Genomic DNA, 14,090 nt, shown 5'->3' on the forward strand with positions numbered 1-14,090 from the left:
CAGGCAATGGGGCTCCACTGCCGGGGAGCAGGCGCCGGATATTACGGGCGGATAGTGCGATTGCATTGCTACCGTTTCCGGCTTGCGGCTCGGTTCAGGCACAACAGGTGGCAGAGGAATTACAGTTCCGTCTCGGTACGAAATTCTCGCTCGATTTTTTGCTGCTGCTCATACCTGCTGCCGCCGGACCGGGATTGCGTGTCTCGCATACGTTGCTGAAAGCGCTTCTTACGATAATGGGCAACCAGGTTCGGAAAGCGCTGGGCCTCCAGTTCACCGGCAATGAGTGCTTCGATAAAAGCAATATCGATACCGACACGATAAGCGATGCGGCTGGGACGAATCTTGTGCGCGTGGAACTCAGCCACGATATGTATTTGTTGCTCGCGACTGTGGGTGCACTCCCGCGAATAGCCGTAAGGCGGCGATGGCGTGCGCGTGTCCGGTTTATCTGCGGCGCTAGTCATGCACCTACTTTTAGCAGTTGGCGCCGGTGTTGCCAAGAAGTGACAGGGTCTTAAGGCGCACAAATCCCCTCTCCCGCCCTGCCTTAACAGGTCCAAACGCGAAAAAGGCCCTGATTCTCACTGGCGACAGCACGCGAACCTTGACGGTGATCAATATTTGTCCGATCCGGCATTGGCTCGGTCGCAAAGCTTACTTATGCTTTGTACTCGATCTTCACCTGAATAACCGCAACGAGGGCATGGTCATGGAAATGTGGATGGACCACACCGGCGTCGATGATCGCGGCATTCACCGGAAACGCCCCCGTCCACCCAAGGGTGACGGCGCGCTTGATATCGACCTGACCCCGATGCTGGACGTGGTGATGATTATGCTCATCTTTTTTATCGTCGCGGGATCTTTTGTGCGCGAGGTCGCGATCGACGTGGAACGCAAGCAGACCAGTAACGCCCAGAGTAACGAGCCCTCGGAAAACATCACCGTCCAGATCAGCGCCAACAATGAAATCTGGATCAAGGGCCGCAGAGTGGATGATCGCGCCGTGCGCGCCAACATAAGCCGCCTGCGCGCCGAAAATCCCAAGGCCTCTGTCATCATCAAGGCCCACAACAAGTCCACCGTCGACAGCGTGGCCTCGGTGCTGGATTCCTCCAGGGAAGCAGGCATCTATAACGTCTCCCTCTCCACCGGAGAATAATCCGCACACGACACTGGCGACTTCAACGATCAGGTGCAATACTTCTTGCCAGCACCCGATACCAGAAGGAGTCCCAACATGAAGCACCTGCTCGTCATTTCCAGCCTGATCTTCCTGGCCGCCTGCAGCGCGGAGCCGGGCAGCGAAAAATGGTGTGCCGCGAAAAAAGAACAGCCCAAGTCTGAATGGACCGGTTCCGATGCGGCCACCTACGCCAAGCACTGCATCATCGACGGCCTGGAAGTGGGCTCAGAAAAGTGGTGTGAAGACCTGGCTGGCAAAGACAAGGGCGAGTGGACAGCCGACGAGGCTGCCAGCTATGCCAAACACTGCGTAATGTAACCGGGACGGAGCCTTCCCCATGCATAAGTTTTTTCGTCCATTCCTGCTGGGAGTGGGTCTCCTGCTTGCCTGTGCGCAACTGGCAAGCGCAGGGGAAACACTTCAGCGCATAATCGACTTCAAGGTACTCAAGGTCGGCATGTCCGCTGACCAACCGCCAATGACCGCCCTGAACAAGCAGGGGGGCGTGATGGGTTATGACGTCGACCTGGCAAGGGCCATGGCGCGGGCGATGCGTGTGCAGCTGGACATCAAGGTGATCCCCTTCGGCGGCCTGCTCGAGGCACTGGAGAAGGGCGAAGTAGACATGGTCATTTCCAACATCTCCATCACGCCGGAGCGCACTGAAAGTGCCTATTTTGTTGGCCCCTACATGATGGCGGGGAAATCTATCCTGACCCGCGATTCGGTCCTGGCCGAGGCCAAGGACAGCGGGGCGCTCAACCGGGAAGACCTGAAACTGGCGGCGCTGAAAAACTCCACCAGCGCAATATTCGTACGTGAAAACCTGCCAGACGCACAACTGATAGAGGTGGCAAGCAACGATGACGGCGTATCAGGGCTGATCAAGGGAGACTTCGATGCCATGCTGGCGGATATGGCAACCTGCAAACTCGCAGTGCTGCGACACCCGGACGCGGGCCTGGTCACTCTCAAGGAGCCACTGACCATCGAGCCAGTGGGCATCGCCATCAGTGGCGACGACCCGCAGTTCAAGAACCTGGTGGACAACTACCTCGAGGCCTATGCCAAGACCGGCATTCTCGGCAAGCTGAGGGAGAAGTGGTTCGAGCAGGGAGACTGGGTAGGCGCCCTGCCCTGAAGCCGGCCTGCCGCGCGCGACCATGCGCTGTTGCAATGCGCTTGCTGCCCTTCTGATCATGCTTGCGACTCCCACCCTGGCTGACCCTATTGTCATCGCCCACCGTGGCGCCAGCGGCTATCTCCCGGAGCACACTCTCGAAGCCAAAACACTGGCCCATGCAATGGGCGCCGATTACATTGAGCAGGATGTGGTGCTGACGCGTGATGGCGAGCCGCTGGTATTGCACGACATCTACCTACAGAACACGACCGACGTGGAACAGCGCTTCCCCGGGCGCGGGCGCGATGACGGCAATTACTATGCCCTGGATTTCACCCTCGCGGAGCTACGACAGTTGCGCGCCCACGAGCGCAGCTACCGGGACAGCGACGGTACCGAGCGCGCCCACTACCCGCAACGTTTTCCACTGCACCAGGGGCACTTTCGCCTGGCGACGCTGCGCGAGGAGATCGACCTGCTATCGGGACTGGACCGCAGCCGTGGCACCACGACGGGTCTCTACATAGAGCTGAAAGCGCCCAACTGGCATCGTGAGCAGGGTCATGACCTCGCCGCTGCGGTGCTGCGTGTTCTCGAGCAAACCGGTTACCTGCAGAGGCCCGGGCAGGTCTTCCTGCAGTGTTTCGACGCCGCCACCCTGCTCGAGCTCAAAGCAAAAACGACCCTGCCACTGATCCAGTTAATCGGCGAAAACGACTGGCAGGAAGATGGCGGCATGGATTACGACGCCATGCGCACGGAGTCCGGAATCCAGCGCGTGGCTGCTTACGCCAGCGGCATCGGCCCATGGATACCCCATGTACTGGATGCGCAATTGCGCCCGACAGCATTGACCGGGCTCGCTCACAAGTACGGCCTGCTGGTGCACCCCTATACGCTGCGGGCAGACGAGTTACCCCCCGCAGCAAACAGCGTCGACACGCTGCACGAGGCCCTGTTCAACGCGGCGGGAGTAGACGGATTGTTTACCGACTTTCCCGACCTCACCAGGAACTTCCTTAACCGCGGGAAACACTGAAGATGGACTTTCAGCAAGCCAGGACCTACCTGCTGTCCAAACCGGAAGCGGAGGAAGACTTCCCCTTCGGCCCCGAAGTAGCGGTTATGAAGATCCGCGGCAAGATGTTCGCCACCCTGGGGCATGAACAGGACCACGCGCGCATGAATCTCAAGTGCGAGCCCCAGGAAGCGTTGATGCTGCGCGATATTTTCGACGCGGTATTACCCGGCTACCACATGAACAAACGCCACTGGAATACGCTGGTGCTGGATGGCAGCATTCCGCGCGGTGAAATTGAACGCATGATCGACAATTCCTATGCCCTGGTCGTTGCCGGGCTGACCAGGCGCCAGCGGCAGGCACTGGAGATCGCGCATGGCTACGAACTGATCCACGGCAAACCACGCGCATAGGCGCCGCAACAGGCTTTGCTACTGGCACTGGGTGGCACAAACGGGCATTATCTTCATTCTCGCTCGCGCCCTGTCCAAGTGCAGCAAATGCAACTCGGAGAGCGCCGGGACAGCAACTCAATCTGGAAAACAGCGTGACTCCAAAGGTAAACAGACGCACCAAAATTGTCGCTACCGTCGGCCCGGGCAGCGAGTCTGCGGACATGATCGCCAGGCTGATCCAGGCCGGCGTGAACGTATTTCGCCTTAATTTCAGCCACGGCACCGCCGACCAGCACACTCGCGTGGCGAAACGCATACGCAAGCAGGCGTCTATTGCCGGGGTATACGTTGGCATCCTCGCGGACCTCCAGGGGCCGAAAATCCGCATCAGCTCTTTTCGCGACGAAGCTATTCAGCTGGCCCAGGGAGATCGCTTCCGTCTCGACCTGAATCTTGGCGAGGGCGAGGGTGACAGCCACGGTGTCGGGCTGGATTACCGCGAGCTCTGCACCAGTGTCTCACGCGGCGACATCCTGTTGCTGGACGACGGACGCTTGCGACTGCGCGTGGAAACAGTGACGGAATCTGCCGTTGACTGCACGGTACTGATAGGCGGCAAACTGAGTTCGCGGAAAGGCATCAACCGGCTTGGCGGCGGTCTCGCGGCCCCTGCGCTCACCAGCAAGGATATGGCCGACATTGACGATCTTGCGCGGGTGGAACCTGATTTCGTTGCAGTGTCGTTCGTCTCGTCGGCCGAGGATATCTACCAGACGCGGAAACTGCTGCAGAAGCATAACCTGGAATCCGGCATCATCGCCAAGATTGAACGGGCCGAAGTGGTGGCCGATGAGAATGTACTCAATGGCATTATCAGGGCATCTCTCGGCGTCATGGTGGCACGGGGAGACCTCGGTGTGGAAGTGGGTGACGCGCAGCTGATCGGTATCCAGAAATCGCTGATTGCCAAGGCACGCGCCATGGACCGCGTGGTCATCACCGCGACGCAAATGATGGAATCCATGATCGATAACCCGATGCCGACACGAGCCGAGGTCTTCGACGTCGCCAACGCCGTGCTCGACGGTACCGACGCCGTGATGCTGTCAGCGGAGACCGCGGTCGGCAAATATCCGGTTGAGGTGGTTACCGCGATGTCGGAAGCCGCCCTCGGTGCCGAGCGGCAGTCGGTGACCCGTACATCACGCTACCGGCTGGACCGGCAGTTTGCTGATGCCCAGGAAACCATTGCCATGTCGGCAATCTATGCGGCCAATCACTATGGCAGTGTGCGCGGCATCGCCTGCCTCACCGAGTCGGGGAGTACGCCGTTGCTGATGTCGCGACTGAGCTCTGGACTGCCGATCTTTGGCCTCAGCAGCAATGCCCAGACCCTGCAGAAACTCAGCCTTTGCCGCGGCGTGGTACCGCTTTTCTTCGACGCCAGTGTCTTCGCCGCAGACGAGGTGGAGTCGCGCGCCATCGAGTTCCTCATGGATGACGGTTACCTGTTCAAGGGTGATTCCATACTGTTGACCAAGGGCACGGAGATGGGGCAGTCCGGTTCCACCAACATCATGAAAATACTCCCGGTTAACTGATGGGTGATCGGACGCGGCTTGTCGCCGATGTGGGCGGGACCAATACACGCCTGGCAGTCTACGACCCGGAGCACGATGAGTTTCGCCACGTGGCCCGCTTTACCAACAGCGAATATGCCTCGTTGGCGGCTGTTATCGACAGCTGGCGCGGGGCACTGAACGAGGCCCTGCCAACCACCGCCTGCCTGGCCATTGCCGCCCCACCCGGCAATGATGTCGTCACCATGTTCAATATCGGCTGGTCTTTCTCCTGCCGGGACCTGGCCACTCAATTCGGTTTTGCCCGGCTGCACTGCATCAATGACTTCCAGGCCAATGCCTACGCGCTGCCGCACCTGGACGCGACGGAAGTGCAGCCACTGTATGCGGGCGGCTCGCCCGCCAACAGCTGCCTGGCTACCGTGGGCCCGGGAACAGGCCTGGGTGGGGCAACCCTGCGCCGACTGGGCGAGCATACTGTGGCAGTCGCCGCAGAGCCGGGGCACATGAGCCTGTCTCCGGCGTCGAGCCTGGAGCTGGATATCTTCAGGCACCTGCTGCGTGGTCACAGCAACATTTACGCAGAGCTGCTGGTATCCGGCGCCGGCCTGGCAAGACTGTACCAGGCGATCTGTGAGCTTGCCGGTGATGCTCCGCAACAGCTTACCCCCGCCGAGGTATCAGCGCGCGCGCTGGACGGCAGCGACAAACACTGCCTGCAGGCGCTGCAGGTCTTCTGTGCCTTGCTCGGCTCGGTATGTGGCGACTTCCTGCTCGCCAATGGCTGCTATGGCGGACTCTACCTCGCGGGCGGCATCGTACCGCAACTTGGCAGCTTTCTGCAGGACAGCGATTTTCTGCACCGCCTGCAGGACAAGGGCGCCATGGCGGGCCAGCTGCGAGAGACTCCGGTGTATGTCGTGGTCACCGACCACCCCGGACTGAAGGGAGCCGCCCATGCACCAGCTCAGCTCAACCGGGGAATGTAAACCCTCGCGCAAAAACCCCTGTCACCCTCGCCAGCCCCGGTTACCAGGCGACCGCGATGTAACTCGGCTATACGCTTGACAATGGAGAGCCCCAGGCCGGCTCCCTGGCCGGCGCTGCCGGGCACCCGGTAAAAGCGATCACTGAGCTTCGCTCGCTCTGACTCGGAAAGCGGCTCACAATCATTACAGATTTCCAGGACGGCGTTTTCCCCTACGGCAAAGAGGCTGATGTTAATTGTTGGAGTCCCACTACAGTAGCGAAACGCGTTGACCAGGAGATTGCGTACCAATATTGCCAGCGCCTCGCTATTACCCCGCACGCTGATCTCCAGCACATTGTCCAAAGAGACCTCCAGCCCCCTGTCTGCTGCCAGATGCGCTGTCTCCGCCAGTACCTCGGTCAGCAATTGTGCCAGCCTGACTTCGGTTGTGCTCACGGGCGCCTCAGGATCGACCCTGGCCAGGGTCAGCAATTGCGTTACCGTATGGCTGGCCCGGTCGACACGCTGGGTAATGCGCTCCAGCATTTCACCCGCTGGCTGGCCCCGCAGCTGGCGCTGGCACAGCTGCACCTCGGTCTTGATGGCGGCGAGCGGGGTCAACAGTTCGTGGGCCGCGTTCGCGGTAAAGCGCTGCTCGCTCTCCAGGGCCACTGCCAGGCGCGCAAACAATCGATTCAGGGATGAGACCACCGCGTCAAGCTCCTCCGGGACACTCTCCGTGTCGACCGGATCCAGCAGGCCCGGCTTGCGTTGGGATATTTCCCGGGCGAGGCGGCGCAGGGGGAGCAGGCCGCGAAACACCCCCAGGTACAACAGGCCGATAGTCAGCGGAAGCACTATCAGCAGCGGTTGCAGCGCGCTGGCCAGAGTACCTAGCATATCCCGCCTGGCGGCGCCGAGCTCAATGCCAACCTGTATCCAGACCGCGGTCGGTTCATCCCAGCGACTGAGGATGCGCCAATGGCTGGCATCGTCCTCCAGGTCCAGGCGCTGAAAGCCCTCGGCAGAAGGCAGCGGAAACGTTGGCGAGCCCTCTACCAGCGCAATAAGACTGCCGTTCTCCCAGATGTTGATGGCGGGTGCCAGCCCCTCGTAGACGATACCCTCAATAAGGATGGGTTCCACATGGGCCTGGTCGTAATCGAATCCACTCCATGCTTCGTAAAGCGGCTGGCCCTGTGCCAACTGCCTTTCAAAAACCCGGGTGACATAGGTCACCAGGTCGACATATTGCCCCAATTGCCGGTCAACCTGTTCCAGCAACGCGCGGTTGGCATAGAAATAGGTCACCGCAGCCGACGTGATCCAGGCGAACAGCGTCAGTAGCAGTAAAATCCCGGTCAGACGTTTTTGCAGGGAAACTGTCATTTGGGTACGCGGTAACCTACGCCGCGCATGGTTTCTATAGCTTTACTGCCAAAGCGCTTGCGCAGCCTGGATATATACACCTCTACGGTATTGGAACCCACCTCTTCTCCCCAGCTGTATATGCCCTCCTCGAGCCTGGCACGGGAGACAAACCTCCCGGCATTGCGCAGCAGAATCTCGAGAATGGCGTATTCTCGTGCGGTCAGGTCAAGTTGTTCGCCGGAAAAGATGACCACCCGGTCGACAGGATCCAGCGCAATCCCGCTCGCCTGCAAATGCTGGCTGCGACTTGCACCTTTCCTGCGCAACAGGGTGCGCACCCGGGCAAACAGCTCTTCAATTTCAAATGGCTTGGTGAGGTAGTCATCGGCGCCGGAATCCAGCCCGTCCACCTTGTCTTCAAGGGTGTGCCGCGCCGTCAGCAGCAAAACCGGAAGTTCATGTTTGTCTGCACGCAGCTGCCTGAGGATCTGCATGCCCGGCGTGCCGGGCAAGCCCAGGTCCAGTATGAGCAGGTCGTAGGGGGTCGATCCCAACGTGCTGCGCACGCCATCACCATGGCGCAGCCAATCCACCGCATACTGCTCCAGCCGCAATGCCGTTTCCAGCGACTCGCCGAGCTGAAGGTCGTCCTCCACCAACAGTATCCGCACAGTCGTTTCCATCCCCGATTCACCAGCCAAAAGGGTATACCCTCGTCCACCAAGATGAAACCGCGCTGAAGGGCACTGCAGTGGTACGAGAAATCGCATTATTGCCGAAATTTATTTTTTTTCGGGCGCAGCATCGTCCGTAATCTGGTGCTACACTCAAAAAAGCTGATTCGTCAGCGAGATGTGGCAAACGGTCGAAGTTCCCTATAGTTCCTCGGTGCGTATTCCATAAAACACTCAGATAAACAGCTGGGCCCCCAGTGGCGCGGCACGTAACACAGGTAAAATTTATGTCTTCAACTACCGGCACCGTTAAATGGTTTAACGAAAGTAAGGGCTTCGGCTTCATCGAGCGCGAGGACGGTCCCGACGTATTCGTACACTTCAGCGCCATCAAAGGTGATGGCTTCCGCACACTGGCAGATGGCCAGAAGGTGCAATTCGACGTCACTGATGGCCAGAAAGGGCCGCAGGCGGAGAACGTGGTCGCGATTTAACACGCCCACGCAGCAAACAAGAAAGGGAGCTCAATGAGCTCCCTTTTTTTGTTCTTCCCGCGTGCTGAATGGTTTTACATCACCCAGCCGCGTGTTGACACATCAGGCCATGAGTCCCGGGCCTCAACCCTCAGCGAGGCTGCGTTGACGCTCCAGTTCGGAATCCATGTACTTGATCCACTGGGCGGCATACTTCGCTGAGCGCTCATCCCGCGCAGCAGCTTTGAACGCTTCCCGTGCCTTGTCATACTGCTTGGTGTTGAAGTAGGCCATACCCAGCACCAGTCTAGCGTTATCCGGACGTTTCACCCCGCCTCGGGAAAGCCCCTTGTTGATCGCGGAGATCGCTTTCTTGTTTTCGTCACCATCGAGGTAGATGTTCCCGAGGCGCGCGTACAGTTCTCCGGTATCAGAAAGCTCAGCCGCCTTCTCCATCGCGGGAATGGATTTGTCGACTTCCTGCGCCTGGCGCCAGGCACTACCCGCTACTTCCCAGTTCTTGGATTTGCCTTCAATGCTGCCGTCTTTCAAACCCTTGTCCATGACTTTGGCAGCCTTGTAGGGTACGTCGCTATTCAGATAGAGGTAGGCCATGGTGACCTGCTCGGTACCCTTGTCCAGCATGCCCTGGACATAAGCCGTCTCCATGGCGGACAACTGTTCTGAGTCCTTTTTCTGCTCGCCATACATATGCGAGATCTGCACCCAGTATTGCTTCTTGGGGTAATGGGTGAGCAAAATTTCCAGTACATCGACAGTCTTGTTGATATCACCCTTTTCAAAGTACAGGAAGCGAGCAAGGTTGTACCACTGCTCTTTAGGCAGCTTGCCCTTTTCGTTGTACATGCTGATCGCTTTTTCCACGTTGCTCAGCGCTTTGTTGTAATCCTTGAGCTGGTAGTAACCCTGCGCCAGCAACACGTAGGCGTTGGCGTTGGGTGAATCGGTCATGTCAAACCACTTCTGCAGCGCATTGATGCCCTGCTGCCATTGCTCCTGCACAAAATAAAGCTGGGCTATGGTGAACCGGGTGTTGATCTCCATCGCCAGGGGTATATCCGGCTGCGCAACCACATTTTCATATGCCTGCAACGCCTTGGCGTAGTTTTCCTGGCTGTAATAAATGAAGGCATACAGGTTGTAGACGTTGGCCAGCTCGTAGCTGTTGAGGGCCTTTTTACCACCTGCGGCAACCATGCCGTCGAGTATCTTCTCGGCCTGTCTCAGGTCCTTGGCCTCTGCCGCTGCCTGCGCCTCGGCCAGTTTTTCATACACCTTGTTCCGCAGCGCCGGCGTTCTGCGCGTCTCGCGCGTATCCTTCTTCTGCTCCTGCGCCTGGGCGGCTGCCAGAGGAGCCCAACCGGCGTCACGCTGTAACTGGGTGACTGCGACCTGCGCAACCAGGACAGGTACAGCCACCAGCGCGGCGCGGGTCCAGGTCTGGTATTTCAGCAATTTCATAACGCGTAAGCCCTGTTACTGTTCCAGTTCATAGGTGAACTTGTTCTGCACACCGGCGACCTCAATGGCCTCACCGTCTACCACCCGGGGCTTGTACTTGAACTTGAGAGCCGCCTTCACAGACGCCTTCTCAAACACACCGGAAGGCTGGCAATCTACCGCCACGGGATCGCGGATCGCACCGGATGTCGTCACCGTATACTCAACGATGCAGTAGCCGGTAATACCGCGCGTCTGTGCGCGACGGGGATATATCGGAGCCACCTTCACAATTGGCAGGTATTCCCCGTCACCAGAGGACATGCCGGTTGTGGAAATTTCCACGTCGACCGATGCCTGCGGCGCCGTGTTCACTACCTCGACATCCATATCCATATCCAGATCTGGCGTATCCAGATCCGGCGGAGGCTCTTCCGGATCGTCTACCTTATCCGGCTTCTGCTCTTTTACATTGGTTTCGATCTCGCGCTCTGGCATGTGGATGTCAGCCACCTTGCGACCCTTGTCGTCGTCGATCTTGGGATCGGCGGTTGCAATCAGGTACTGCATGATGAAGAACAGGCCGCCGGCAACGGGCAACGCCAGCAGGGCGCCGAGAATCAACCTGGTTAGATTACGACTCATAGCAGATCAATCATCCTCGGTGGCCAGGGAGACATCATAGACTCCCGCTTCGCGAGCGGCGTCAAGCACCGCAGCGACCGTTTCAGTATTGGATTTGTTGTCCGCCTGGATCACGACCGCACCCTTGGGGTTTTCCGCATGCAAGCGTTCTATGTTGGCGCGTACAGCGCGCACATCGATGCGACGCTTGTCCATCCAGATTTCGTTGTTGGCATTGATCGCCACCAGGATATTCACGTTTTCCTTGGGTTGCGACGTTGACGCCTCAGGCCGGTTCACTTCGATACCCGCTTCCTTGATAAAGGAAGCCGTCACGATGAAGAAAATCAGCATGATGAAGACGACGTCCAGCATGGGTGTCAAGTCGATCTGGGCTTCGTCTTCGGCAGCTGCTTGATTGTTCCTGCGCATTATCTGTGCTCTCTTAGTGATCGGTGGTCAGGTTGTCTTCCAGAAACTCGCTCTCGCGCTGGGCAACCCGGGTAACGTAGGTATTCGCGAACACCCCGGACAGGGCGGCGACCATGCCCGCCATGGTGGGGATGGTAGCCCGCGACACACCGCCGGCCATGGATTTGGCGTCGCCGCCACCGGTGACCGCCATGATGTTGAATACTTCAATCATGCCGGTAACAGTACCGAGCAGACCCAGCAGCGGACACAGTGCCACCAGGGTCTTGATAACCGGAAGATACTGGTTGATCTGCATCCGGCACTGGGAAATCAGCTTTTCACGAATAGCTTGCGCTTCCCAGGACTTGCGTTCGCTGCGCCCCTCCCAGGTCGCAATCGCCGTAGCCACGTCCTTCTTCCAGCCGGCCTTGAAATACCAGGCGCGCTCGAAAATCAGTGCCCACATCACGAACAGCAGTATGGCGATCAGCCAGAGGACGTTCCCGCCCATGTCCATAAAGCGGGAAACAGCCTCATACGCACTATCAAACCAGTACATATCAGCTCCTCTGGTTGGCCTCAGTGTGCTCCGCGATGATGCCTGTGGTTTGCTCGTTCAGCACATGGATGATGCGCTGCGCGCGCCCGTTCACAATGGTGTGCAGCAGTACAGTCGGAATCGCTACCAACAGGCCCAGCACCGTGGTTACCAGGGCGCCGGAGATACCGCCGGCCATCGCCTTGGGATCACCCGCACCGAAAATAGTGATTGCCTGGAAGGTAATGATCATACCTGTCACCGTACCCAACAGCCCCATCAGCGGAGCGACTGCAGAAATAATCTTCAGTAGTGTGAGACCCGCTTCGAGCTTGGGAGTTTCCTTGAGAATACCCTCGGACAGCTTCAATTCCAGAGTCTCGGGATCCATGGTCGGGTTGTCCTCGTGGATCTTGAGCACACGACCCAGCGGGTTGTTCTCGTTGGCTTTGTCGCTCTTGAGCTGCTTGCTGACCTTGGAGCTCACAGACGCCAGGTAACCCAGTCGCACCAGCGCCAGCAGGAAGGCAAAGGCGCCCACGGCGGTGATGGCGTAACCGATGTAACCACCCTGGTGCCAACGCTCCTCGAGATTGGGGCTGTTGATCAAGGCCGCCAGGAATGAGCCGCCGGTCGGACCTGTGGGGTCTACACCGAACTTGTGCATGCCGTCAGAAGCATTGGCCAGGCCCCGGGCCCAACCGATGTAGGGGCCGGAGGGCTGGCGCGCCAGCTCTTCCAGACTACCTTTCTCGGGCACATACTGCAGGTACTTGCCTTCTTCAGACACGATATTGAAGGTACCCACACGGACCACCTTCTGCTCACCCTTGTCACCATTGGGCTTGGCCACTTCGGCGCTGAAGGACACGACCTTGCCGGACTCGACCATTTCGCGATTCAGTTCGTACCAGACGCGCTCGATCTCTTCGATGCTGGGCAGCGTGTCAGAGCCGCTCATCTTCGCGATCAGCTCCTGCAGGAACGCCTCACGGCCAGGGTACTGGGCGCTGGTAAGCGAATTTTCCAGATTCGTGGACAGGTCACCTGCTGTAGACGTCAGGTGGCCGAACAGTTCGGCAAGCGTACCCAGCTTTTCCTTGAGCTGCTGCTGCTTGGCAACAACCAGCAGTTCGTTCTCTTCGAACTGGTCTTCGAGCTGGGTAGATATCTGCTCCTGGCGAGCACGCTCGGCCTCGGCCTTGCGCAGTTCAGCAGCCTGGTTCGCCTTGTCCTTGGCAAAGCGCTGTTCACGGGCGCGGTTTTCTTTCTGCTCCTGCACCTGGCCACGCTTTACAAAGTCAAGCAGCTCATCCAGCGACTTGGCTTCCTGTGCCAGCACAGAGCCGGCGGAAAAGGTCAGGGCTCCCGCCATTGCGAACGCGGCGACCTTTACAAATTTAATGCTCATTATTTGGCCTCCGGTGCGGCGATTGGCAGATTCAGCAGATCGATAGAGGCCTCTTTACGCGCGATGCGCAGCCCCTTCATGATGGCATTACGGTATTCACCGCGCTCCAGCGGAACCCAGCTCCGGCTCTGCTGGTCCCAGGCGCCGGAGATTTCGGTATCAGTTGTCTGGTAGAGCAGGGCCACACGACCCACGCGGAAGAAGTTGACGTCACGCTCCACGCCATCGATCTCCACAGCACCTTTATAAGCATCGATCTTGCGACCGTACTCATTCTCAATTTTGTAGGCTTCAAGTACCTGGCGGAACTTCTCCGCGACAGACACATCGGAGCGATCCAGGTTGGCTCGCAGGAAAGCGATTCGCTGCTGGCGCTCATCCATATGGAAGGGCACATCCAGCTCGACGAACTTTTCCAGACCGTCGATCATGCGGATTACCAGCGGCGTCATCTGACGCTGGATCACGGTGACCTGGTCGATGGACTGATCGATCTGGCCGATGCGCTTCACCTGGTTATCGATCTGGCGCTGCAGGCGCGCGTTGTAGACCTTGAGGCCATCGATCTGCTTGTTGACCGTCTTGTAATCGCTCAGCAAGTCACGGGTTTCGTCGGCGAGCCGATCAATCTTCGCCTGGGACTTGCGTGCGGCGTTGTTCTTGGCTTCGCCCACCTCAAGAATGGAATCCAGCGTACTGGCCTGCACTGCTACCGCGGCACCCAGGAGGGCGCCTGCGGAAACCAGCGCAGCGATCAATGCGTTTTTCAATCGATGCATAGTCATGGGGATTAGTTTTCCTGTGTCCAACAAAAAAGAAGCGGCTCTGATAAAACCGATATCGGAA

Annotated in this window: 17 protein-coding genes; 8 read left to right on the forward strand and 9 right to left on the reverse strand. The window is 58.5% G+C overall.

The annotated features are described in order from the left end of the window. Positions 1 to 119 precede the first annotated feature (119 nt). Positions 120 to 467: a hypothetical protein gene (locus F0M18_RS15210; RefSeq protein WP_149612306.1), complete on the reverse strand. Its 348-nt coding sequence runs from the start codon at positions 465 to 467 to the stop codon at positions 120 to 122. A 245-nt stretch (positions 468 to 712) separates the two neighbouring features. On the opposite strand from F0M18_RS15210, the gene F0M18_RS15215 reads away from it, so the two are divergent. The 7 genes from F0M18_RS15215 (at position 713) to glk (ending at position 6,297) form a co-directional block, all read left to right on the forward strand. After that, entirely contained in the window at positions 713 to 1,165 is a 453-nt protein-coding gene (locus F0M18_RS15215; RefSeq protein ID WP_316838929.1) for an ExbD/TolR family protein, read from the forward strand. A gap of 78 nt (positions 1,166 to 1,243) precedes the next feature. Continuing rightward, positions 1,244 to 1,507 (forward strand): DUF3012 domain-containing protein, encoded by a 264-nt coding sequence (locus F0M18_RS15220; RefSeq protein WP_149612307.1) that lies wholly within the window; start codon positions 1,244 to 1,246, stop codon positions 1,505 to 1,507. Between the two features lie 19 nt (positions 1,508 to 1,526). Next, positions 1,527 to 2,330 (forward strand): transporter substrate-binding domain-containing protein, encoded by an 804-nt coding sequence (locus F0M18_RS15225; protein WP_149612308.1) that lies wholly within the window; start codon positions 1,527 to 1,529, stop codon positions 2,328 to 2,330. A gap of 22 nt (positions 2,331 to 2,352) precedes the next feature. Beyond that, positions 2,353 to 3,351 (forward strand): glycerophosphodiester phosphodiesterase, encoded by a 999-nt coding sequence (gene glpQ, locus F0M18_RS15230; protein WP_149612309.1) that lies wholly within the window; start codon positions 2,353 to 2,355, stop codon positions 3,349 to 3,351. 2 nt (positions 3,352 to 3,353) lie between these two features. Continuing rightward, positions 3,354 to 3,746, forward strand: coding sequence for an MmcQ/YjbR family DNA-binding protein (locus F0M18_RS15235; RefSeq protein ID WP_149612310.1), 393 nt, complete (start codon positions 3,354 to 3,356; stop codon positions 3,744 to 3,746). A gap of 134 nt (positions 3,747 to 3,880) precedes the next feature. Next, positions 3,881 to 5,329 carry a pyruvate kinase gene (gene pyk / locus F0M18_RS15240; RefSeq protein ID WP_149612311.1) on the forward strand — a complete coding sequence of 483 codons (1,449 nt, stop codon included), beginning with the start codon at positions 3,881 to 3,883 and terminating at the stop codon, positions 5,327 to 5,329. After that, entirely contained in the window at positions 5,329 to 6,297 is a 969-nt protein-coding gene (gene glk, locus F0M18_RS15245; RefSeq protein ID WP_149612312.1) for a glucokinase, read from the forward strand. Before pyk ends, glk begins: the two co-directional genes overlap by 1 nt. Here glk and F0M18_RS15250 read toward each other — a convergent pair. Continuing rightward, a complete protein-coding gene (locus F0M18_RS15250; protein WP_149612313.1) occupies positions 6,276 to 7,667 on the reverse strand; it encodes an ATP-binding protein in 1,392 nt (463 codons plus the stop codon). The two genes, glk and F0M18_RS15250, sit on opposite strands and share 22 nt — an antisense overlap. Next, on the reverse strand, positions 7,664 to 8,332 hold the full coding sequence (locus F0M18_RS15255; protein WP_149612314.1) for a response regulator: 669 nt from the start codon (positions 8,330 to 8,332) through the stop codon (positions 7,664 to 7,666). Before F0M18_RS15255 ends, F0M18_RS15250 begins: the two co-directional genes overlap by 4 nt. A gap of 278 nt (positions 8,333 to 8,610) precedes the next feature. On the opposite strand from F0M18_RS15255, the gene cspE reads away from it, so the two are divergent. Then, complete coding sequence (gene cspE / locus F0M18_RS15260) at positions 8,611 to 8,817, forward strand: transcription antiterminator/RNA stability regulator CspE (protein ID WP_066057322.1); 207 nt, start codon at positions 8,611 to 8,613, stop codon at positions 8,815 to 8,817. Between the two features lie 123 nt (positions 8,818 to 8,940). On the opposite strand, the gene F0M18_RS15265 is transcribed toward cspE, so the two are convergent. From F0M18_RS15265 to F0M18_RS15290, 6 genes are read right to left on the reverse strand one after another with little or no spacing between them, the layout of a single operon-like run. Then, positions 8,941 to 10,278 carry a tetratricopeptide repeat protein gene (locus tag F0M18_RS15265; protein WP_149612315.1) on the reverse strand — a complete coding sequence of 446 codons (1,338 nt, stop codon included), beginning with the start codon at positions 10,276 to 10,278 and terminating at the stop codon, positions 8,941 to 8,943. Positions 10,279 to 10,293: 15 nt separating this feature from the next. After that, the gene (locus tag F0M18_RS15270) at positions 10,294 to 10,902 is read right to left on the reverse strand and encodes an energy transducer TonB (protein WP_149612316.1); all 609 of its coding nucleotides are present in this window, start codon (positions 10,900 to 10,902) and stop codon (positions 10,294 to 10,296) included. A gap of 6 nt (positions 10,903 to 10,908) precedes the next feature. Further along, positions 10,909 to 11,313, reverse strand: coding sequence for an ExbD/TolR family protein (locus F0M18_RS15275; RefSeq protein ID WP_149612317.1), 405 nt, complete (start codon positions 11,311 to 11,313; stop codon positions 10,909 to 10,911). A 13-nt stretch (positions 11,314 to 11,326) separates the two neighbouring features. Beyond that, a complete protein-coding gene (locus tag F0M18_RS15280) occupies positions 11,327 to 11,854 on the reverse strand; it encodes a MotA/TolQ/ExbB proton channel family protein (RefSeq protein ID WP_149612318.1) in 528 nt (175 codons plus the stop codon). A gap of 1 nt (position 11,855) precedes the next feature. Continuing rightward, positions 11,856 to 13,244, reverse strand: coding sequence for a MotA/TolQ/ExbB proton channel family protein (locus tag F0M18_RS15285; RefSeq protein ID WP_149612319.1), 1,389 nt, complete (start codon positions 13,242 to 13,244; stop codon positions 11,856 to 11,858). Then, positions 13,244 to 14,029 (reverse strand): DUF3450 domain-containing protein, encoded by a 786-nt coding sequence (locus F0M18_RS15290; RefSeq protein WP_149612320.1) that lies wholly within the window; start codon positions 14,027 to 14,029, stop codon positions 13,244 to 13,246. Before F0M18_RS15290 ends, F0M18_RS15285 begins: the two co-directional genes overlap by 1 nt. Positions 14,030 to 14,090: the final 61 nt, after the last annotated feature.

The sequence above is a fragment of the Pseudohalioglobus sediminis genome (genome assembly GCF_008370495.1).
GTDB lineage: Bacteria > Pseudomonadota > Gammaproteobacteria > Pseudomonadales > Halieaceae > Halioglobus.